23 protein-coding genes and 1 other annotated feature are annotated in these 22,467 nt (G+C 37.6%); of the genes, 20 read left to right on the top strand and 3 right to left on the bottom strand.

Annotated features, from left to right (window positions below):
* Positions 1 to 10: 10 nt before the first annotated feature.
* Complete coding sequence (locus tag ABH957_RS03120) at positions 11 to 1,297, bottom strand: replication-associated recombination protein A (protein ID WP_002067244.1); 1,287 nt, start codon at positions 1,295 to 1,297, stop codon at positions 11 to 13.
* 395 nt (positions 1,298 to 1,692) lie between these two features.
* Here ABH957_RS03120 and cymR point away from each other — a divergent pair, with 395 nt between their 5' ends.
* The 7 genes from cymR (at position 1,693) to ABH957_RS03085 (ending at position 8,099) form a co-directional block, all read left to right on the top strand.
* Positions 1,693 to 2,109, top strand: coding sequence for a cysteine metabolism transcriptional regulator CymR (gene cymR, locus ABH957_RS03115; RefSeq protein WP_000704117.1), 417 nt, complete (start codon positions 1,693 to 1,695; stop codon positions 2,107 to 2,109).
* 35 nt (positions 2,110 to 2,144) lie between these two features.
* The gene (locus ABH957_RS03110) at positions 2,145 to 3,290 is read left to right on the top strand and encodes a cysteine desulfurase family protein (RefSeq protein ID WP_002067246.1); all 1,146 of its coding nucleotides are present in this window, start codon (positions 2,145 to 2,147) and stop codon (positions 3,288 to 3,290) included.
* Positions 3,291 to 3,306: 16 nt separating this feature from the next.
* Positions 3,307 to 4,422: a tRNA 2-thiouridine(34) synthase MnmA gene (mnmA, locus tag ABH957_RS03105; RefSeq protein ID WP_002088752.1), complete on the top strand. Its 1,116-nt coding sequence runs from the start codon at positions 3,307 to 3,309 to the stop codon at positions 4,420 to 4,422.
* Positions 4,423 to 4,532: 110 nt separating this feature from the next.
* Entirely contained in the window at positions 4,533 to 5,192 is a 660-nt protein-coding gene (locus ABH957_RS03100; protein ID WP_113935633.1) for a tetratricopeptide repeat protein, read from the top strand.
* A 107-nt stretch (positions 5,193 to 5,299) separates the two neighbouring features.
* Entirely contained in the window at positions 5,300 to 7,636 is a 2,337-nt protein-coding gene (recD2, locus tag ABH957_RS03095; RefSeq protein WP_404454131.1) for an SF1B family DNA helicase RecD2, read from the top strand.
* 127 nt (positions 7,637 to 7,763) lie between these two features.
* Entirely contained in the window at positions 7,764 to 7,952 is a 189-nt protein-coding gene (locus ABH957_RS03090) for a hypothetical protein (protein ID WP_002015288.1), read from the top strand.
* A gap of 18 nt (positions 7,953 to 7,970) precedes the next feature.
* Positions 7,971 to 8,099 carry a YrzQ family protein gene (locus tag ABH957_RS03085; protein WP_002015286.1) on the top strand — a complete coding sequence of 43 codons (129 nt, stop codon included), beginning with the start codon at positions 7,971 to 7,973 and terminating at the stop codon, positions 8,097 to 8,099.
* 36 nt (positions 8,100 to 8,135) lie between these two features.
* Here the strand turns inward: ABH957_RS03085 and ABH957_RS03080 are convergent, their stop codons facing one another.
* Positions 8,136 to 8,348, bottom strand: a complete 213-nt coding sequence (locus ABH957_RS03080; RefSeq protein WP_002015285.1) for a hypothetical protein — start codon at positions 8,346 to 8,348, stop codon at positions 8,136 to 8,138.
* Positions 8,349 to 8,506: 158 nt separating this feature from the next.
* Between ABH957_RS03080 and ABH957_RS03075 the strand changes: the two genes are divergently transcribed.
* The 13 genes from ABH957_RS03075 to ABH957_RS03015 all read left to right on the top strand — a co-directional run bounded on the left by ABH957_RS03075 (position 8,507) and on the right by ABH957_RS03015 (position 22,088).
* On the top strand, positions 8,507 to 9,592 hold the full coding sequence (locus ABH957_RS03075) for an AI-2E family transporter (protein ID WP_219303574.1): 1,086 nt from the start codon (positions 8,507 to 8,509) through the stop codon (positions 9,590 to 9,592).
* 112 nt (positions 9,593 to 9,704) lie between these two features.
* Positions 9,705 to 9,923: a binding site (T-box leader), on the top strand.
* Positions 9,924 to 9,964: 41 nt separating this feature from the next.
* On the top strand, positions 9,965 to 12,607 hold the full coding sequence (gene alaS, locus ABH957_RS03070) for an alanine--tRNA ligase (protein WP_404454129.1): 2,643 nt from the start codon (positions 9,965 to 9,967) through the stop codon (positions 12,605 to 12,607).
* Between the two features lie 78 nt (positions 12,608 to 12,685).
* The gene (locus tag ABH957_RS03065; protein ID WP_000348591.1) at positions 12,686 to 12,952 is read left to right on the top strand and encodes an IreB family regulatory phosphoprotein; all 267 of its coding nucleotides are present in this window, start codon (positions 12,686 to 12,688) and stop codon (positions 12,950 to 12,952) included.
* Between the two features lie 3 nt (positions 12,953 to 12,955).
* Entirely contained in the window at positions 12,956 to 13,369 is a 414-nt protein-coding gene (ruvX, locus tag ABH957_RS03060; RefSeq protein ID WP_001221204.1) for a Holliday junction resolvase RuvX, read from the top strand.
* A 12-nt stretch (positions 13,370 to 13,381) separates the two neighbouring features.
* Positions 13,382 to 13,660, top strand: coding sequence for a DUF1292 domain-containing protein (locus tag ABH957_RS03055; RefSeq protein WP_002034112.1), 279 nt, complete (start codon positions 13,382 to 13,384; stop codon positions 13,658 to 13,660).
* Positions 13,661 to 13,901: 241 nt separating this feature from the next.
* Entirely contained in the window at positions 13,902 to 14,972 is a 1,071-nt protein-coding gene (gene mltG / locus ABH957_RS03050; protein WP_404491107.1) for an endolytic transglycosylase MltG, read from the top strand.
* A gap of 215 nt (positions 14,973 to 15,187) precedes the next feature.
* Entirely contained in the window at positions 15,188 to 15,829 is a 642-nt protein-coding gene (locus ABH957_RS03045) for an O-methyltransferase (protein ID WP_012261742.1), read from the top strand.
* 7 nt (positions 15,830 to 15,836) lie between these two features.
* On the top strand, positions 15,837 to 16,766 hold the full coding sequence (locus tag ABH957_RS03040; RefSeq protein ID WP_002015276.1) for a peptidase U32 family protein: 930 nt from the start codon (positions 15,837 to 15,839) through the stop codon (positions 16,764 to 16,766).
* A gap of 18 nt (positions 16,767 to 16,784) precedes the next feature.
* Complete coding sequence (locus ABH957_RS03035; protein WP_002015275.1) at positions 16,785 to 18,065, top strand: peptidase U32 family protein; 1,281 nt, start codon at positions 16,785 to 16,787, stop codon at positions 18,063 to 18,065.
* A 17-nt stretch (positions 18,066 to 18,082) separates the two neighbouring features.
* Complete coding sequence (udk, locus tag ABH957_RS03030; RefSeq protein WP_002015274.1) at positions 18,083 to 18,721, top strand: uridine kinase; 639 nt, start codon at positions 18,083 to 18,085, stop codon at positions 18,719 to 18,721.
* Between the two features lie 276 nt (positions 18,722 to 18,997).
* The gene (gene greA / locus ABH957_RS03025; protein WP_078213491.1) at positions 18,998 to 19,474 is read left to right on the top strand and encodes a transcription elongation factor GreA; all 477 of its coding nucleotides are present in this window, start codon (positions 18,998 to 19,000) and stop codon (positions 19,472 to 19,474) included.
* Between the two features lie 92 nt (positions 19,475 to 19,566).
* Positions 19,567 to 21,321 carry a peptidoglycan D,D-transpeptidase FtsI family protein gene (locus ABH957_RS03020; RefSeq protein WP_404454120.1) on the top strand — a complete coding sequence of 585 codons (1,755 nt, stop codon included), beginning with the start codon at positions 19,567 to 19,569 and terminating at the stop codon, positions 21,319 to 21,321.
* Positions 21,322 to 21,437: 116 nt separating this feature from the next.
* Complete coding sequence (locus tag ABH957_RS03015) at positions 21,438 to 22,088, top strand: YrrS family protein (RefSeq protein ID WP_002138429.1); 651 nt, start codon at positions 21,438 to 21,440, stop codon at positions 22,086 to 22,088.
* 36 nt (positions 22,089 to 22,124) lie between these two features.
* Here the strand turns inward: ABH957_RS03015 and ABH957_RS03010 are convergent, their stop codons facing one another.
* Entirely contained in the window at positions 22,125 to 22,340 is a 216-nt protein-coding gene (locus tag ABH957_RS03010; RefSeq protein WP_002015268.1) for a YrzA family protein, read from the bottom strand.
* Positions 22,341 to 22,467 lie beyond the last annotated feature (127 nt).

Genomic DNA, 22,467 nt, shown 5'->3' with positions numbered 1-22,467 from the left:
TTCGCTTATATTACCCTTTATTCTTCGTTTTATGCGAACTTTGTAATCTTTCATAAACAGTAGAAAGTGCTTGTTCAAATTTTCCTGTCGTTTTCGGTTTATAATATTGCTTGTTTTTAATTTTATCAGGTAAGTATTGTTGTTGTACCCAACCGTTTGGGTGATCGTGTGGATATAAGTATCCGATGCCTCTTCCTAACGATTCGGCTCCTTTATAATGACTATCTTTTAAATGACTTGGAATATCGCCTGTTTGGCCATTACGTAAATCGTGTAGTGCGGCATCGAGTGCTTTATAGGCCGAGTTTGATTTCGGTGATAGACAAAGTTCAATAACAGCATTTGCAAGTGGTATGCGTGCCTCTGGGAAGCCGACCCGTTCAGCTGATTCAATCGCTGCAAGTGTACGTTGTCCAGCTTGTGGGCTAGCAAGTCCGATATCCTCATATGCCATAATAAGCAGACGTCTACCGATGCTTTGTAAGTCACCAGCTTCAATAAGACGTGCTAAATAATGAAGCGCGGCGTTCACATCACTTCCGCGTACTGATTTTTGAAAAGCAGATAAAACGTCATAGTGAGCATCGCCACCTTTGTCGTGAACAAAACTCTTTTTCTGTAAGCATTCTTCCGCGATTTCAAGTGTAATTTCCGCGGCTTTGTCGTCAGTTGTAAAGCTAGATAAAACAGCTAGTTCAAGTGCATTATAAGCTGAGCGCATATCTCCGCCTGACGCATTTGCAAAGTGATGTAATGCTTCATCCGTAACAGTTACATCATATTCCCCAAGCCCTTTTTCTTTATCTTCAAGCGCTCGTTTTAAGCCAATTAAAATATCATCTTCTGTTAATGCGTGTAATTCGAAGATTTGACAACGACTTCGAATAGCAGAATTAATAGCATGGAACGGATTGCTTGTCGTTGCACCAATTAAAGTAAGAAGTCCGCTTTCTAAATGGGGTAATAGAAAGTCTTGCTTCGCTTTATCTAGCCTATGAACTTCATCCAAAATTAAAACGAGGTGCCGATGCATCTTCGCTTCTTGTACGACAACTTCCATATCTTTTTTATTATGAGTAACAGCGTTTAAGAGGCGAAACAGGGTTCCAGTACTTCCTGCAATTGCGCTAGCGATTGATGTTTTTCCTGTGCCTGGAGGACCGTATAAAATCATTGATTGAAAATGATTTGCTTGGACCATACGCCATAAAATCTTGCCTTCACCAACTAAGTGCTGTTGTCCGATAATTTCTTGAATATTTGTAGGGCGCATTCGATGTGCGAGTGGTTGTTTCATTTGACCCTCTCCCTTAATGTATAATCTCATTCTATCGTATCATTTTTTTTGATGAAATTTGAAATAGGATGCTGTTTTGTGGGGAAAACGAATACGAATATTCCTATTTTTCTTTCAATTGTAATAATTTCCGAGTTTTTCAATGTGATTTTATGTTATCATTTTGATACACAAGTTGAAATTTCTTATAATACTATATTATGCTATAATTTCATAGGATTTTAAATTGTGTTCTTTTATAAAGTGAAACTTTAATTAGTGGGGGTTTTGTTCATCCCCCACCTAACTTCTTTGCTCCAGCCGAATTGTGAGGTGGGAGTTTTACTGCCCGCAAATAGCGGGATAAATAAGATATAACCAATAGAAGTGAAAATTTGAAAAGAGGTGCAAAATAGATGAAGATTTCAACAAAAGGCCGCTACGGCTTAACAATTATGATCGACCTTGCAAAAAAGTTTGGTGAAGGCCCAATTTCATTAAAATCAATTGCACAGGCACATGACCTATCTGAGCATTACTTAGAGCAATTAATTTCACCACTTCGTAACGCTCGTCTTGTAAAGAGTACGCGCGGGGCATATGGCGGATATGTATTATCTGATCAGCCAGTCAACATTACAGCTGGAGATGTAATCCGTGTACTAGAGGGTCCAATTAGTGTTGTAGAAATGATAGAAGAAGAAGAACCAGCACAACGCCAATTATGGATGCGTGTTCGTGATGCGGTGCAAGAAGTATTAGATAGTACAACTTTAGAAGATTTAGTACGTTATGAGGAAGAAAATCACGGGGGCTATATGTTTTACATTTAATTCCTTGTGAAACGATTTGGAAAGAAGGAGATTTAATGGAACGCATTTACTTAGATCATGCTGCGACATCTCCGACTCACCCAGAAGTGGTCGAAAAGATGATTCCATATATGACAGAAACATTTGGAAACCCGTCTAGTATTCACTTTTATGGGCGTCAAACGCGCCATGCGGTAGATGAGGCGAGACGTGTGTGTGCACGTAGCATTCACGCGAGTCCAAATGAAATTATATTCACGAGCGGTGGTACAGAAGCTGATAATTTAGCACTTATAGGTGTAGCGCGTGCGAATCGTCATAAAGGTAACCACATTATTACAACGCAAATTGAACATCATGCGATTTTGCATACGTGTGAATTGTTAGAGCGTGAAGGATTTGAAGTGACATATTTACCTGTTGATGAAACAGGGCGTGTTCAAGTTTCTGACATACAAAAGGCACTAACGGAAGAGACGATTCTTGTATCTATTATGTTCGGGAATAATGAAGTAGGGACAATACAACCAATTGTGGAAATAGGAAAGCTGTTAAAAGAGCATCAAGCTTATTTCCACACAGATGCTGTACAAGCTTACGGTTTAATAGAAATAGATGTGAAAGAGTTTGGTATTGATTTATTATCGATTTCTGCTCACAAAATTAACGGCCCAAAAGGTGTAGGGTTCCTATATGCTGGTGCAAATGTGAAATTTGAACCGTTATTAATAGGCGGAGAGCAAGAAAGAAAACGTCGTGCTGGTACTGAAAATGTACCTAGTATTGCTGGACTTCAACATGCAGTTTCGCTAGCTGAAAAAACTCGTGAGCAAAAAAATGCCCAATATGAAGAGTTTAAAGATATAATGGTATCTGTCTTCAAAAATGAGGACATTCATTTCGAGGTAAACGGAGACTTGGAATATCGCTTACCACATGTGTTTAATATAAGTTTTACAGGAATGAATATTGAACCGTTTCTTGTAAACCTAGACTTAGCTGGTATTGCAGTATCAAGTGGTTCTGCTTGTACAGCTGGTTCGATTGATCCATCACATGTATTAGTGGCGATGTTCGGAAAAGACTCCGATCAAATACGTTCATCCGTACGCTTTAGTTTCGGACTTGGAAATACGAAAGAGCAAATTGAAAAAGCGGCGTACGAAACAGTGAAAATCGTGAAGCGATTAACACAAAATTAGCATGGGAGGTGACATGATGAACAAACTACCTCAAGAAACACGCGTTGTCATCGGGATGTCCGGTGGCGTCGATTCATCTGTAGCAGCTCTTTTATTAAAAGAGCAAGGTTATGATGTAATCGGAATTTTTATGAAAAACTGGGATGATACAGATGCAAATGGTGTCTGCACAGCAACAGAAGATTACAATGATGTAATTGAAGTGTGTAACCAAATCGGCATTCCGTATTATGCAGTAAACTTTGAAAAACAATACTGGGATAAAGTATTTACGTACTTTTTAGATGAGTACCGAGCTGGTCGTACACCAAACCCAGATGTAATGTGTAACAAAGAAATTAAATTTAAAGCATTTTTAGAGCATGCAATTGCACTTGGTGCTGATTATGTAGCAACAGGTCATTATGCACGCGTTGCTTATATGGACGGCGAATATAAAATGCTTCGCGGCGTTGATGACAATAAAGATCAAACATATTTCTTAAATCAATTAAGCCAAGAGCAACTATCAAAAACAATGTTCCCATTAGGTGAATTAAAGAAACCACAAATTCGCGAAATGGCGACAGAAGCTGGTTTAGCGACAGCGGCGAAGAAAGATAGTACTGGTATTTGCTTCATCGGTGAGCGTAACTTTAAAGATTTCTTAAGTAACTATTTACCGGCGCAACCAGGTGTGATGCAAACATTATCTGGTGAAGTGAAAGGGAAACATGATGGTTTAATGTATTATACAATTGGACAACGTCATGGCCTTGGTATTGGTGGTAATGGTGATCCGTGGTTTGCTGTGGGGAAAAACTTGAAAGAAAACATTTTATATGTTGATCAAGGATTCCATAACGAACTTCTATATGGTGATGAAGTTATTGCTACGAATGTAGGCTGGGTAAGTAATAAAGCGAAGGAAAAAGAATTTACGTGTACAGCGAAATTCCGTTATCGTCAAGCAGACAATAAAGTAACGGTTCAAATCGTTGATGAAAATACAGTTCGTATTCTTTGTGATGAGCCAATTCGTGCGATTACGCCAGGCCAAGCAGTTGTTTTCTATGATGGAGATGAGTGCTTAGGCGGCGCTACAATTGATGAAGTATATCATAGTGGTAAGAAATTAGATTATTTAGGATAACACGAGAAGCCTCTGCCGATTAGCGGTTAGAGGTTTCTTTTACATAAAGCGAATTTTTGTTCGCTTGGAAAATACATTCTTTGTTATAATTTGTTGTAGAGGTGAAGGATATGTCAAACAAACTTGAAACAGGTATTAAATATATGCAAGAAGGAAACTGGGAAGAAGCAGCTAAAAATTTCACAGAAGCAATCGAAGAAAATCCGAAAGATGCGCTTGGATACATTAACTTTGCGAATTTATTAGATGTATTAGGTGATAGTGAGCGAGCAATTGTATTTTATAAACGTGCATTAGAATTAGATGGTAAATCTGCGGCTGCTTATTATGGCTTAGGAAATGTATATTACGGTCAAGAGCAATTTGCAGAGGCAAAGGCTGTATTTGAACAAGCGATGCAAGTGGGATTACAATCAGCTGATGTAACATTTATGTTAGGTATCACGCATGTGCAACTTGGCAATGACCGTCTTGCGCTGCCATTTTTACAAAGAGCAACTGAATTAGATGAAAATGATGTAGAAGCTGTTTTCCAATGCGGACTTTGCTTCGCGCGACTAGAACATATTCAAGAGGCGAAACCTTATTTTGAAAAGGTATTAGAAATGGATGAAGAGCATGCAGATGCGTATTATAATTTAGGTGTTGCGTACGTATTCGAAGAAAATAACGAGAAAGCTCTTACTTTATTTAAGAAAGCGACTGAAATTCAAGCAGACCACTTTTTAGCTGGTAATGGTATTCGTTTATTAGAGCAAGAAGCTGAATAAAGTGAAATTATAGTTTAATGCGCAGTTACCCCTCATCTAAAGACTGTGAAAGAGGTGGGGGATGTACTGCTCATTAAAGTGAAAAGAACTCGGAAAGGAGAGGAAATATGGGAAATCAACATGCAATGGATTTGTTTGAGGAAGAGAAAAAATTTATAAAAGCGCAAGTTCTTCATACCATTTTCCACAACGAAGAAAACCTCTATTCCGTTGTCAGTATGAAAGTCATTGAAACGAATGAAACATACGACGAAAAAAAAGTAATGATAAACGGTCATTTTCCCCGTATGCATGAAGATGAAGTGTTTACATTAACAGGTCATTTTAAAGACCACCCAAAGTATGGAAAACAATATTTAGTTGAAACGTTTAAAAAAGAACTGCCACAAACAAAAGCAGGTATGGTGCAATATTTAGCGAGCGATTTATTTAAAGGGATTGGAAAGCGTACAGCCGAAAAGATCGTGGACCATCTCGGTGAGCATGCGATTTCTAAAATTATGGATGATCCTGATGCGCTAAATGGTGTTGTAAACAAGCAAAAGGCGCAGGAAATATATGAGACGATTATTGAGCATCAAGGGCTCGAGAAAGTGATGAGTTTTTTAAATGGTTACGGTTTTGGAACAAAACTTTCTATTAAAATTTATCAGCAATATAAAGAGATGACATTAGAAGTGATTCGTAATAATCCGTATAAACTTATTGAAGAAGTGGACGGAATTGGATTTGGAAGAGCAGATGATATAGGGCGTGCAATCGGAATAACGGGCAATCACGACGACCGTGTACGTGCAGGGTGTTTTTATACGTTAGAGAATATTTCATTACAACTCGGTCACGTGTATATGGAAAAAGGTCAGCTTGTAAGAGAAACGATGTCACTTTTAAATAATCAAGAAGGCGGAGTGACTGAGGAAGATATTGTAGGCTGCGTTGAAATGATGCAAAGTGAAGGGAAAGTCATCATAGAAGAAGAGCGTGTGTATTTAGCTTCGTTATTTTACTCTGAAAAAGGCGTTGTAAAGTCCATTCGCAGGCTTATGAATCAAGAAGAAACCCCTGCATTTCCTGAAGCAGAAGTGTTAAAGACATTAGGTGAAATTGAAGAACAGCTAAAGGTACAGTATGCGCCGCTTCAGCAAGAAGCAGTTCAAACTGCACTTCATAAGCCGATGATGTTATTAACAGGTGGACCAGGGACGGGGAAAACAACAGTTATTAAAGGAATTGTTGAAATGTATGCGTCACTTCACGGAGTATCATTAAATCCGAATGAATATAGTGATGATAATCCATTTCCAATACTATTAACGGCTCCAACAGGAAGAGCAGCGAAGCGAATGAGTGAATCGACGGGGCTTCCGGCGTGCACAATTCATCGCCTGCTTGGATGGACGCCAGAAGGGTCTTTCCAGCGCAATGAAACAGACCCTGTTCAAGGGAAGCTCCTTATTATTGATGAGTTTTCGATGGTAGATATTTGGCTGGCAAATCAATTGTTTAAATCCTTGCCGACGAACATCCAAGTAATCGTTGTAGGTGATGAAGACCAATTACCATCGGTAGGACCTGGACAAGTGTTGAAAGATTTATTAAATGCAGGTGCCATTCCAACGGTAAAACTCACAGAAATTTATCGTCAGGCAGAAGGTTCGTCTGTTATTCAGCTTGCCCATGCGATAAAAGACGGAACACTTCCGTCAGATTTAGCACAAAATAAAAAAGATCGTTCATTTATCAGCTGTGCAGGTGCTCAAATTGTTGAGGTTGTTAAAAAGGTTTGTGAAAATGCTAAGACAAAAGGCTTTAGTGCAAGAGATGTACAAGTGTTGGCACCAATGTACCGCGGACCAGCAGGTATTAATGTGTTAAATGAAGCTCTTCAAGAAGTGTTTAATCCGAAAAAAGAAAAGAGTAAAGAAATTGCCTACGGTGACGTTGTATACCGGCGAGGTGATAAAGTACTTCAATTAGTCAATCAGCCGGAAAGCCAAGTGTTTAATGGTGATATTGGAGAAATTGTTTCAGTATTTTATGCGAAAGAAAATGTCGAGCAACAAGATATGATTATCGTTTCATTTGATGGAATTGAAGTAACATATACAAAGCCGGATTTAAATCAAATTACGCATGCCTATTGCTGCTCGATTCATAAATCACAAGGTAGTGAATTCCCAATAGTTATTATGCCAATTGTAAAGAGCTACTACCGTATGTTACGTCGTAATTTAATTTACACGGGTATTACAAGGAGTAAGAAATTCCTTATTATTTGCGGGGAGGAAGCAGCGTTTCAATCCGGTGTAAATCGCCTTGATGATGCAATGCGTCAAACGACTTTAGCTGGCCGATTGCAAGAATCACAAGGAGAAGTGCAGATGGTGACGGTTAATGGTGAAGAAATGGACGTGGAAAACATTTCACCGTATGATTTCATGTAACAAGGTGAAATTATATAGTGAACCTTTCAAACGTATAACGTTGAAAGGTTCTAGCAATGTATAAATGAATGCAGTTTGGACATAATGGCGAATAGAATCTGGGAGACTGTAAGGAGATGAAAGCCATATGTTCAGTTGTCCAAATTGTAAAGGGAAAGACATCGGAAAAATAGGTGTCAACCAATTTTATTGCTGGAATTGTTATATCGAATTATCGGTTTCAAAGGGGAAAATCCATACACATCAAGTAGAGGAAGATGGTTCATTAAGCTCTCTTGATGATTTATTTGATGATAATGAAAGAACGATCGGATAACGAAAAGGGGGATTTACTTTGAATCTACGCAATTCATTAATCGCATTAGGTGTTGGAGCTGCAGCATATCAATATGCTCGCAAACAAGATGTATTCTCAAAACGCAATGTGAAAAAAGCACGTAAGATGATTAAGTCTTATTTATAAGGCGTAAAAAACTCCCTTTATGATAAGGGAGTTTTTTTATGCGCTTGTATGCAAATATAAAAGTCCGATTTCAGAGAAGAGATAAGATAAACCGTAGCATCCAACGCCAAGCATTCCATAATGCCATAAGTGCTTAGCTCTTTCCTTTCGTGAGGAACGAATAAAGAAGCCTTTCCAAATACCAAACCCGATACAAATCCATTCAAGAAGCATAAAAAGTGCGGATAATGCAAGCATAAATAAGATCATTATGAGCCCTCCTGATTATATTTTGACATTCTGTATTTTCAGGGGTGGTTGTCCTTATTATGTTAAATATATGTACGTCTTTAAAAAACAGTATGGTCTGTATAAAAAGATTTTAAAACTTTTGCACATAACCTAACCTATTTATTTTCAAAATAAAGATGGAGGAGGTTTTTCGTGTGAAGAATCTTAAAATCATTTGGATATATCGTTTAGGATTATTGTTACTCGTTTTTCTTTGTTTGCTCGTCTTTTTAAAAATTAAGCCACTATGGGCACCGATTATTTTTGTATTTAAAGTGGCGATCACACCGTTCTTTATTGCTTGTTTTATTGCTTATTTATTACACCCTTTAATTGAAAAAATCCATAAGGAAGGAATGCCACGCACACTTGCTATTTTGCTCATTTATATTCTTTTCTTTGGCGGAATTGGCTATGGAATTTATAAAGGAACGCCAGTTGTTATTAAACAGTTACAAGAAATTAATGAACAATTTCCACAGTTTACAAAAATGTACGATTCTTGGATGGATGGAGTTACAGAACAAACAGCGAATTTCCCATCATTTATTCATGAAAAGGTGAAACAAATTTTTGGTGGTGTAGAAACGAAGATTCAAGCGCTTTTAAATAAAGTCATGAGCACAGCTCGTGGTGTACTGGATTCGTTACTCATTATTTTCTTAATTCCATTCATTGTATTTTACATATTAAAAGATTACGGTGAGTTTTATCATATATTTTGGAAATTAGTCCCGAGTAAGTGGCGTAGTACGGGTCAAATGCTTGCGAAAGAAATTGATAAGTCACTCGGAAGTTATATTCGAGGACAGTTATTTGTTTGCTTAGTATTAGGGGGAGTATCTGTTCTTTCTTTTTGGTTTATCGGTATGAAATATCCATTGCTGCTCGGCATTATTATTGGGGTAACGGATATAATCCCGTACTTTGGTCCTATTTTAGGGGCGATTCCCACGTTGATGATTGCGGCAACGGTATCAACGAGTTTACTCATTAAGGCGGGGATTACAATTGCTATTTTGCAATTTTTGGAAAGTAACATTTTATCGCCTTACATCGTTGGTAAGTCGCTTCGTATGCATCCCGTTATTATTATGCTCGCATTACTAGTTGGAGGAGAGATAGCCGGGATTGTAGGATTGCTAATATCGGTTCCAATTTTAGCTGTTATTCGTACAGTGATCGTTCATGTGAGGCCTCTTTGGAAAAGAGAAGATATTTAAAATGAAAAGTAGATGCTTATGTAGCTAACGAAAATGTGTGTAGTACAATATAATTATTATTATCTACATTGACAAACTTAAGAGAATTCTATTATATTTAGTCATATAATACATTAAATCAATGACGGAACAAGTATGTTACAGTCCATTTATAGAGAGAAGCTTCCAATGGCTGAAAGAAGCTTTAAATGAAGGGTAACAGAAAGCTAATCCTGAGAGCAGCTAATCACTGCCGTCTTGCCACGTTACGGCACCATGAGGTGATGAATTGATTGTTATAATAATCAATTCATAATTAGGGTGGTATCGCGAGTTAACTCTCGTCCCTTTTATTAGGGGCGGGAGTTTTTTATATTTAAGGAGGAAAATACAATGAAACAACTAACAGGCGCACAAATTCGTCAAATGTTTTTAGACTTTTTCCAAGAAAAAGGACATGCAGTAGAACCAAGTGCATCACTAGTTCCTCATGAGGATCCATCTCTTCTATGGATTAATAGTGGTGTAGCGACATTAAAGAAATATTTTGATGGTCGTGTAATCCCACAAAATCCACGTATTACAAATGCACAAAAATCAATTCGTACAAACGATATTGAAAACGTTGGGAAAACGGCTCGTCACCATACATTCTTTGAAATGTTAGGGAACTTCTCAATCGGTGATTACTTCAAAGAAGAAGCAATTACTTGGGCTTGGGAATTTCTAACGAGCGACAAATGGATCGGATTCGATAAAGAATTACTATCTGTTACAATTCATCCGGAAGATGAAGAAGCATTCACAATTTGGAATGAGAAAATGGGTGTTCCAAAAGAACGCATCATCCGTTTAGAAGAAAACTTCTGGGATATCGGTGAAGGACCAAGTGGACCGAATACAGAAATTTTCTATGACCGCGGTGAATCTTACGGTAATGACTTTAGTGACCCAGAATTATATCCGGGCGGAGAAAACGAGCGTTACTTAGAAGTATGGAACCTTGTATTCTCTCAATTTAACCATAATCCAGACGGTTCATATACGCCACTTCCTAAGAAAAACATCGATACAGGAATGGGTCTAGAGCGTATGACATCTATCGTTCAAGATGTACCTACGAACTTTGATACAGACCTATTCATGCCGATGATTGGTGCAACAGAATCAATTTCTGGTGAGAAATATCGTAATGGCGATTTAGAAAAAGATATGGCGTTTAAAGTAATTGCTGACCATATCCGTACAGTAACATTCGCTGTTGGTGACGGTGCTCTTCCATCTAACGAAGGCCGTGGTTATGTGTTACGTCGTTTATTACGCCGTGCTGTTCGTTATTCTAAGAAATTAAACATCAACCGTCCGTTCATGTTTGAATTAGTACCGGTTGTTGGAGAAGTAATGAAAGACTTCTATCCAGAAGTACTTGAAAAGAAAGATTTCATCGCAAAAGTTGTGAAGAATGAAGAAGAGCGTTTCCATGAAACACTTCATGATGGTGAATCAATTTTAGCTGAAGTAATTGCAAAAGCGAAAGAAGAAAAAACAACTGTTATTTCTGGCGTAGATGCGTTCCGCCTATACGACACGTACGGTTTCCCAATTGAATTAACAGAAGAATATGCAGAAGAAGCTGGTATGACAGTTGATCAAGCGGGCTTTGAAAATGAAATGGAGAAACAACGTGAGCGTGCACGTGCTGCTCGTCAAGACGTTGATTCTATGCAAGTTCAAGGCGGTGTACTTGGTGAAGTTAAAGTAGCGAGCGAATTCGTTGGTTACGGTACAGTTGCAACAGAAAGTAACGTTGTTGCACTTGTGAAAAATGGTGAGTATACAGATAGCTTACAAGCAGGTGAAGAAGGACAATTAATGCTTGATGTAACGCCATTCTACGCTGAGAGCGGTGGGCAAATTGCAGACCGTGGTTATCTTCTTGCTGACGGCGTGAAAGTTGTTGTAAAAGACGTACAAAAAGCACCAAATGGTCAAAACTTACACAAAGTTGTTGTTGAAGAGGGTACATTAACGAAAGAAGCGGCTGTAAAAGCTCTTATCGATACGAAAAACCGTAGTAGCGTTGTGAAAAACCATACAGCAACTCACTTACTGCACCAAGCATTAAAAGATATACTTGGAACGCATGTTAACCAAGCGGGTTCTCTTGTAACATCTGAACGTTTACGTTTTGACTTCTCTCACTTCGGTCAAGTACAAGCTGATGAATTAGAAAAAATTGAGCGTATCGTAAACGAAAAAATTTGGGAAAGTATTGATGTTGCGATTTCTCAAAAAGCAATCGAAGAAGCGAAAGAAATGGGCGCAATGGCATTATTCGGTGAAAAATACGGTGATGTTGTACGCGTTGTACAAGTAGGCGATTACAGCTTAGAGCTTTGCGGTGGTTGTCACGTTGATAACACAGCTTCTATCGGTATTTTCAAAATCGTTGCTGAGTCTGGTATCGGTGCAGGAACTCGTCGTATTGAGGCGGTAACTGGTAAGTCTGCATACGAATTAATGAACGATCAAGTAGGTTTATTAAAAGAAGCAGCAGGAAAAATGAAAACAAATCCGAAAGATATTTTAACAAGAGTTGATGGTTTATTTGCTGAAGTAAAACAACTTCAAAAAGAAAACGAATCTCTTGCTGCGAAATTAAGCAATATCGAAGCTGGAAACTTAACTGATTCAGTAATGACAGTTGATGGCGTGAACGTATTAGCGGCAAAAGTAAATGTTGCAGATATGAACAACTTACGTACAATGATGGATGACCTTAAAAATAAATTAGAGTCTGCAGTTGTTGTATTAGCGTCTGTAAATGAAGATAAAGTAAATATTTTAGCTGGCGTAACGAAAGATTTAATTAGTCAAGGTTACCATGCGGGTAAACTTGTGAAAGAAGTAGCTTCTCGTTGTGGAGGCGGCGGTGGTGGCCGTCCTGATATGGCACAAGCAGGCGGTAAAAACCCAGCGCAAGTAGAGGAAGCTTTAGCGTTTGTACAAGAGTACGTTAAATCTGTTTCAAAATAAAGAGATAGTAGTGTACAATGGTAGGGAGAGGAGAAGTTCTTCTCCCTATACTTACTACTTACAAGTGAGGTGCTTGAAATGGACGGTTTTGATAAGACAATGAAGTTTAGCATTCAAGATGAAAAACAGAGTGTCCATGTAAATGATGTACTTTTAACTGTGTATGATGCACTTCAAGAAAAAGGTTATAATCCGATTAACCAAATCGTCGGTTATTTATTAAGTGGAGATCCAGCATACATACCTCGCCATAAAGATGCACGAAGCATCGTTCGCAAGCTTGAACGTGATGAGATAATTGAAGAGCTTGTGAAGTCTTACTTGAAACATCATCGTGAGGAGTAGTTTATGCGGATATTAGGTTTAGATGTTGGTACTAAAACAGTCGGTGTTGCAATGAGCGATGAGATGGGCTGGACAGCACAAGGGCTGGAAACAATCAGGATTAACGAAGAACGAGGCCACTTTGGTTTTGACCGTATTTCTGAGTTGGTAAAACAGTACAATGTGGACAAAATAGTAGTAGGTTTACCTAAAAATATGAATGGTACAATCGGCCCTCGTGGTGAAGCGTGCCAGCAATTTGCAGAAAACCTGCGAAATCTGTTACAATTAGAAGTTGTAATGTGGGACGAGCGTTTGTCGACGATGGCAGCGGAACGTCTGCTCATTTCAGCTGATGTGAGCCGTAAGAAGCGAAAACAGGTAATCGATAAGATGGCTGCAGTCGTGATCTTACAAGGATTTTTAGATAGTAAATAAGAGGTGACCAAAATGGAAGAAAATCAAATTACAATTGTAGACGAAAAAGGAAACGAACATTTATGTGAAATTATTTTCACTTTTGATGCTGAAAAATTCGGCAAAAAATCTTACGTAGTCTTCTCTCCAATCGGTGAAGTAGACGAAGATGGAGACCAAATCTTCGATGCAATGGCATACGAGCAAAGCGAAGAAGAGGGCGGAACATTACTTTCAATTGAATCTGAAGAAGAGTGGGAAATGGTACAAGAAATGTTTAACACTCTTGCTGATGAGCAAGAAGAAGAATAGTAATGGATAAAAAGGCGAACTGTGTACACAGTTCGCCTTTTTTGTATTCATATGCAAAATGACAGATTTTTTGTCGAAACTACTTAATTGTTTATAGTATAATAAGACGGGTTGTATGAAAAAAGGCTTTAAATAAGTAGCTGTCACCGATTATTTAGAAATGATTGGTTTTGCTTTATGTTTGTAGGGCATTGTATAGAGGAAGTGTATACGGTCTACAATTAAATAAGGAGGAAGAATTTTGGTAGAGAATCAAGTGAAGAAGAAGCGTAGACGCATTTTTTTAATTTCGATTATCGCACTGCTTTTAGTTTGTGGATCAGTCTATGCGTATATTTCATCTGCATTAGGGCCAGTTGATAGTGGAAATAAAAAAGAGATTGAGGTAGAGATTCCAAAGGGGTCATCTACAAGTAAAATCGGTGAGATTTTAGAAGAAAAAGGTGCTGTGAAAAGCAGTACAGTTTTTAGTTTTTATACGAAATTTAAGTCGAAAAGCTTACAAGCAGGTACATATTTATTAAATCCTTCGATGAGTGCTAACGATGTCATTGAACAAATGTCATCTGGCAACGTACATCGTCCGGCTCTTTATAAAGTGACGATTAAAGAAGGAGCGCAAGTAAATGAAATTGCTGAAGTGATTGCGGCAGAATCAAAGTGGAATAAAGATGATGTTGTGCGTCAATTAAACGATAAAGCATTTATTCAAAAAATGCAGCAAAAGTATCCGAAGCTATTAACGGATAAAATTTTTGATAGCAACATTAAATATCCACTAGAAGGATACTTATATCCAGCAACGTATTCTTTCTATAAAAAGGATACGAAATTAGAAGAAATTGTAATCCCGATGCTTGAGAAAACAAATGCAATTATTGTTCAAAATGAGGCGAAAATGAAAGCGAAGAACTGGGATGTTCATCAACTTCTCACGTTGTCTTCACTTATTGAAGAAGAGGCTACTGGCTTTACTGATCGCCAAAAAATCTCTAGTGTTTTCTATAATCGTTTAGCGAAAGGCATGCCGCTTCAAACGGATCCGACGGTATTATACGCGCTTGGAAAGCATAAACAACGTGTATTATACGAAGACTTGAAAATAAACTCACCGTACAATACGTATGTTGTGAAAGGGTTGCCAGTTGGACCGATTGCAAACTCTGGTAAACATTCAGTGGAAGCAGCGTTAGATCCTGAGCAAACAGATTATTATTATTTCTTAGCTGCACCAAGTGGTGAAGTGTATTATGCGAAAACATTAGAAGAACATAATGCATTAAAGCAAAAATACATTACGAAAAAACAGTGAAATGGGGAGGGATAGCGAAAAGGGTCGCATATCCCTCTTTTTTGTGGTAAAATATATCGGGTTAAAAACTGGCAGAAGAATCGTTTTTAATATCAAAACGGGACGTACAAGCTAAGGGTGAAACTGGCTTGTATTTTTATTGCATTCTATGTGTGAAAAGACAAAGGTTGACGCGTCATAGAGGCACTTCTCCATGTAAATAAGGAGGACCAATTATGGAGGATGCAGTTAACGAGTACCTATTATCATTTATTGATCCAAAAGATAAATTAATTCTTGAAATGGAAGAGTATGCAACTGAAAACCATGTGCCGATTATGGATCGACTTGGAATGGAATTTATGCTGCAATTTTTACGTTTAGTTGGACCGGAAAGTATTTTAGAACTTGGAACAGCAATCGGTTATTCTAGTATTCGTATGATGCAAGCTATTCCGAACTCTCGCATTGTGACAGTAGAGCGCAATCGTGAACGATATGAAAAGGCACTTGAATATATAGAATGTTCCTCGGTAACAGACCGTATTTCTGTTATTTACGGTGATGCTTTAGAAACGGGCGAACAAGTGAAAGAACATGGAACATTTGATGTTATTTTTATTGATGCAGCGAAAGGGCAGTATCGTCGCTTTTTTGACTTATACGAACCGTTATTAAATCCTGGTGGCGTTATTATTTCAGATAACGTTATGTACCATGGTCTTGTGACGACAAAAGAGAAAATTGAAAATAGACGTACCCGTGGTTTGATTCGTCGTATTAAGACGTACAATGAATGGCTTATGAATCATGAAGGATATGATACAACGATTTTCCCAATTGGCGATGGAGTGGCTGTAAGTAAAAAGAGAGGGTGACAAAAGTATGAAGAAACCTGAATTGTTAGTAACGCCTAGAGCGGTGGCGGATATTGAACCTCTTGCGAAAGCAGGGGCAGATGCAGTAATGGTTGGTGAACAAAAGTTTGGTTTACGTTTGGCAGGAGAGTTTTCACGTGAAGATGTGAAACAAGCTGTAAACATTGCACATGAAAATGGTGTGAAAGTATACGTTGCAATGAATGCGATGTTCCACAATGATAAAGTAGAAGAATTAACGGACTATGTTGCCTTTTTAAATGAGGTAAATGTAGATGCGATTGTTTTCGGAGATCCAGCGGTATTAATGGCTGTTCGTGAAGTTGCACCAAATATGCAACTTCACTGGAATACAGAAACGACAGCAACAAACTGGTTTACTTGTAACTATTGGGGGCAAAGAGGAGCGAAACGCGCTGTATTAGCTCGTGAGCTTAGCTTAGATGAAATTGCTGAATTAAAAGAAAATGCTGAAGTGGAACTTGAAGTGCAAATTCACGGTATGACTTGTATGTTCCAATCGAAGCGTTCACTAGTAGGAAACTACTTTGAGTATCAAGGGCGTAATCTCGACATCGAAAAGAAAAAGTATGAAGAGAATATGTTCTTATACGACCCAGAACGTAATAACAAATATCCAATTTATGAAGATGAAAATGGTACTCACATTATGAGTCCGAATGATATTTGTTTCATCGATGAGTTAGAGGAACTAATCGATGCTGAAGTCGATAGCTTAAAAATTGATGGTGTCCTAAAAAGTTCTGAGTACATTATTGAGGTGACGAAGAAATATCGTAAGGCGATTGATTTATGTGTAGAAGATCGTGATGCGTATTATGACGTGAAAGATGATTTATTTAAAGAGATAGAAGAAATACAACCGGTAAATCGTCCGTTAGATACAGGATTCTTCTTTAAAGAAACGGTTTACTAAACGAGGAGGGTGTAGGAAATGACTGTACAAGAAATTTCACGAGTGATCGATGGCAAACGCGTTATTGTGAAAAAACCTGAACTGTTAATCCCTGCGGGTAACTTAGAAAAATTAAAAGTAGCTATCCATTATGGGGCAGATGCTGTATATTTAGGTGGACAAGAATTTGGTCTTCGTTCTAATGCAGGTAACTTTACGCTGGAAGACATGGCAGAAGGCGTTGAATTTGCAAAGAAATATGGAGCAAAAATATACGTGACAACAAATATTTTTGCACATAATGAAAATATGGATGGGCTAGAGGAATATTTAAAAGGGATTGAAAAAGCTGGCGTAACGGGAATTATCGTTGCCGATCCGCTTATTATTGAGACATGTAAACGTGTAGCTCCTTCTGTTGAGGTGCATTTAAGTACACAACAATCACTATCCAACTGGAAAGCAGCACAGTATTGGAAAGAAGAAGGTTTACATCGTCTTGTATTAGCTCGTGAAGCAAGCTATGAAGAAATGAAAGAAATTAAAGAAAAAGTTGATGTTGAAATTGAAGCATTCGTCCATGGTGCAATGTGTATCGCGTATTCAGGGAGATGTACATTAAGTAACCATATGACAGCGCGTGACTCTAACCGTGGTGGTTGTTGTCAATCTTGCCGCTGGGATTATGATTTAGTTCAAACGGTATCACAACATAAAGATGCAAAAGAGCTTCCTCTATTCCAAGAAGAAGATGCTCACTTTGCGATGAGCCCAAAAGATTTAAATTTAATCTTATCAATTCCGAAAATGATTGAAATTGGAATTGATAGCTTAAAAGTTGAAGGACGTATGAAATCTATCCATTACGTAGCGACTGTAGCAACTGTATATCGTAAAGTAATTGATGCGTATTGTGCGGATCCGGATAACTTTGAGTTTAAACAAGAATGGTTAGATGAACTTGATAAATGTGCAAATCGTGATACAGCTCCTGCATTCTTTGAAGGGGTTCCAGGACATCAAGAGCAAATGTTTGGAAATCATAGTAAGAAAACAACGTATGATTTTGCTGGTTTAGTGTTAGATTATAATGAAGAAACGGGCATCGTAACGCTTGAGCAACGTAATCACTTCAAACCAGGACATGAAGTGGAGTTCTTTGGGCCAGAAATAGAAAACTTTACGCAGACGGTGGAGAAAATTTGGGATGAGGATGGAAACGAATTAGATGCAGCGAGACATCCGTTGCAAATCGTGAAATTCAAAGTGGATCAACCAGTGTATGTGAATAATATGATGCGCAAAAACATACTTCAATAAGAAAGAGTGGTAGTCGAATGGGGACGAATAAGCCTGTTGTAATTGGAATCGCTGGTGGTTCAGGATCAGGAAAAACAAGTGTAACGAAAGCGATTTTTGACCATTTTAAAGGTCATTCCATTTTAATCTTGGAGCAAGATTATTATTACAAAGATCAAAGCCATTTACCAATGGAAGAACGTTTAAAAACAAATTACGATCATCCGTTAGCGTTTGATAATGATTTGTTAATTGACCATTTGCAGCAGTTGCTTGCATATGAGCAAGTGGAAAAGCCTATATATGACTATACATTGCATACGCGTTCAGAAAAAATTATTCCAGTTGAGCCGAAAGATGTAATCATTTTAGAAGGAATTCTTATTTTAGAAGACCCACGTCTTTGTGAGTTAATGGATATTAAGGTGTTCGTTGATACAGATGCAGACCTTCGTATTTTACGCCGCATGCAGCGCGATATTGAAGAGCGCGGTCGTACAATGGATTCAGTTATCGACCAATACGTAAACGTTGTACGTCCAATGCATAATCAATTTATTGAGCCTTCTAAGAAATTCGCGGATATTATTATCCCTGAAGGTGGACAAAACCATGTTGCAATTGATATTATGGTTACAAAAATTGCAACAATTCTTGAACAAAAAGTAAATTTGTAATAGCATAGTAAAAGATATACGATAGGAAGGGATTTTTTCCCTTCTTATCGAATACAATGAAACATGAAACCTCACCTACCAATAGGTGAGGGCATATTTATATCAACTTTCCATACATACCTTCTTTATATAAGGAAGAATTGGAGAATAAGGGGTTGTATGTGACAACTCCACTAGTGCTACGTGTGCTAGAAACCTCCGCTATATAAGCGGAGGAGTTTTCATATGGAACTCCTCTTTTTTTCGGGGGATTGGTATATAAAAGGAGTGGAAAACATGGCAACAGAAAAAACATACCCTATGACGCAAGAGGGTAAGCAAAAACTAGAGAACGAAGTTGAACAATTAAAAACAGTAAGACGTAAAGAAGTTGTAGAGCGTATTAAGATCGCACGTAGCTTCGGAGATCTTTCAGAGAACTCTGAGTATGATGCAGCGAAAGATGAGCAAGCATTCGTAGAAGGACGTATTACACAACTTGAAAACATGATTCGTAATGCGGTTATCATTGAAGACAATGGTGAAGAGTCTACAGTTGTAACATTAGGTAAAACAGTAATATTTAAAGAGTTACCAGGTGGAGACGAAGAAGCGTACATAATCGTAGGTAGCGCAGAAGCCGATCCATTTGAAGGAAGAATTTCTAACGATTCTCCAATCGCAAAAAGCTTATTAGGTAAGCAAATTGGTGAAAAGGTAGCAATCCAAACACCAGGTGGAGAAATGCAAGTAGAGATTATCTCTGTAAAATAACGTAAAAAATCACTCGTGTAAAAACGAGTGGTTTTTTATTTGTATAAAAGGTGAAACACCTCGTCTAAACTACAATAGACGAGGTGTTTTTTATGAAAATGAAACGGAGAATTATAATTGTTTTAATTTGTTTTATGGGTGTGATTTTTTTATTACTTTGTCGTTTAATCCAAATACAGATTATAGATACGGAATCATTTACTGACCGAAATATCAATCTGATTGAAAAAAGTGTTACGCAACGAACACAATCACTTACAGTAGATAATGGAAGAGGGCATTTTACAGATCGAAATGGTAAGGAAATTGGTGAAGAGAAATATCCAGTCTTAATTGTTTTTCCATTTTTACAAATAAAAAATGACATGTTAGAGAAAATTGCGCATATCATTGGTGTGTCGAGACAAGAGATAAGACTGCAAATGAAAAATAAGAATCAAGCATTTATATTACGAAAGGAGAATACCCCATTTCAATTAACGCTCGAGCAGATGAAGAAGGTAAATCAATTAGATATTTTAGGTATTGTAGCAGCAGAAGTTCGACTGAAGCAAATGGGGGAGGCAAATCATTTAATTGGTGATGTGGGAGAGAATGAACAGGAATTTCAAAAGCGTTATGGAGAAATGAAAAAAACTTCGAAACAAACGCCAATTGGTATTTCTGGATTGCAACAATCATTTGATGAATTTTTACTGACTGATGGAGAAGCGAAAGTACTATATCAAGTGGATCGACAAGGAGAACCGATTTTTGGGAAGCAGGCGAAATACACTTCACCAGGAAATCCATTTTATCCAGTTACTATTCAAACAACAATACATAAAACGTTGCAACGACGAGCAGAGAAGATTATAGATGAAAACGGAATAAAAAAAGGTGGGTTAGTATTACTAGACATAAAGAATAGTGAAGTTTTAGCAATGGTAAGTAGGCCTTCTTTACAGATGAATGATAGGAGGATATATAAATCTACACTTGAAAATCAAATGTTAACTCCTCATTTTCCGGGGTCTGTTTTTAAAACAGTAGTTGCAGCAGCAGTAATTGATGAGAATTTGGTGCGGTTTAATCGTACATTTAACTGTAATACGGATTTATACGGTGAAAATCTTCCACAAGTTATGATGGGGTCATTAAACTTTAAGGAAAGCTTTGCTAGAAGCTGTAATCGAACGTTTGCCGTATTAGGTGATGAACTAATGCAAAAGGATAGGGAAGTATTAGAAACGTATTTAGAGGCCTTAGGAGCAAGTGAGAAGGTAGGTTGGAAAGGTTCAGTGTTTCATACACCAGAATTTGAGCAATTGCCAGAAGAAAAGAGTGCTATTATTTGGGGAAGCGAAGAAAATAAAGATAGTAGAAAAGCGATTGCTCAAACGATGGTCGGACAAAAAGATGTACGTGTGTCACCTCTAGCTATAGTGAATATGATGGCGACAATTGCTAGAGGTGGAGAGAAGATGGAAGTGAAAGCTGTGAAAAAAATAGTGTATAAAAATGGAACCGACTTTTTTGCATTTGAAAATCATAAATTAAATGGGAAACAGCTTTCTTATGAAACGATGAAAAAATTACAACAGTTGTTAAGAGCCGTTGTAACGATGGAGAAAGGAACGGGAACCGCATTCCGTTCGTTGCCACTAACTGTCGCTGGAAAATCTGGGACGGCACAAACAGGAAAAGGAGAGAGGGTGAATCGCTGGTTTGCAGGTTATTTTCCATATGAAAACCCAAGATATGCTTTAGTTGTAGTTGATATAGAAACAGATAGTAATGAAAATGTAGTCACACCAGTTTTTGCAGAAATGGTAGAGGCAATTCATCAATTAGAAATTGAAAAGTAATCTTGCAATTATTTATGAAATGTTTTCATTTCGTGAAAATATTATTGTAAATGTTCAACCTTTCTAGATTTAATGTTACAATAGCAAGTATGAAAAACTGCATGGAGGTTTGAAGAATGGCAGGAGGATCTAGATTCCAACAGAAACAACAAAAACGTCGTCAAAACGGTGTTTTAAATATTGCAATCGCTATTGTATTAGTAGCAGTAGCTATTGTAGCATATCAATTGTTTGTTCCTGACACAAAAGAGCAAGCGTCTTCTAATGATAAAAAGGTAGCTCAGCAAACAACAAAAGAGAATAAAGCTGAGAAAGCTAAAGGTAAAGAAGAGCCGAAGAAGAATGAGCAAGATAAGACAGAGGCTAAGAAGAAGGAAGAAGAAGAGAAGCAAAAGGCTGAGGAAGAAAAGAAAAAAGCTGAAGAAGAAGCGAAAGCTAACGAGAAAGCACCAGCTGAAAAAACACAGTCACAGGCAACAGATGCTTATACGAAATCTTCTTGGAAGCCAGTAGGTACAGAGCAAGGTGCAACACCTGCGATGACGTTTAAAAAAGGTACAGCAGATTGGAATGAGATGAATCAAGCGATTTCAGCTGCAATTGACGTTCCAGTAAATCAATTAGTTATCCATAGAATTGGAAATAACGGTAAGAATAAAGCTTACGGTAACGTACAAGATAAACAATCAGGTAAAAAATATTATGTGAATATTGATTGGGTAGACAATGAGGGCTGGAAACCAGTACTCGTTCAAACTCTAAACTAAAAAAAGAGAGGCTCTTAAGAGCCTCTCTTTTTTTAGTTAGCGTAATTTCTTTAATTTAAAATGAACAACCGCACTATAATAAGGTCTTTTGCTTTCAGGATCCATAATCATTTGGTGAGAAATATGATGAACTTCGAGCATAAGTGCTTTATTATTATCAATTTGTTCGTTAATTTTTTTTTCTAGAGAAACTAAGTTTGCAGCCTCGAAAAATTCTACTTTATCTTCTAACATTTCAAAGGTAAATGACACGAAGATGCCCCCTCTCCTATGATAATCACCTATAGTGTAACAAAGAAAAGAAGGAAATACTACGCACATTTCAATTGACATTTTTAGAAAGAGAGAATATCATACTGATAAAACCGATAAGAAAAAG

The sequence above is a fragment of the Bacillus sp. RC242 genome (assembly GCF_044908245.1).
Classification (GTDB): Bacteria; Bacillota; Bacilli; order Bacillales; family Bacillaceae_G; genus Bacillus_A; species Bacillus_A mycoides.
The sequence above is the reverse complement of the archived record's forward strand: the minus strand, read 5'-3'. Positions and strand labels throughout refer to the sequence as shown.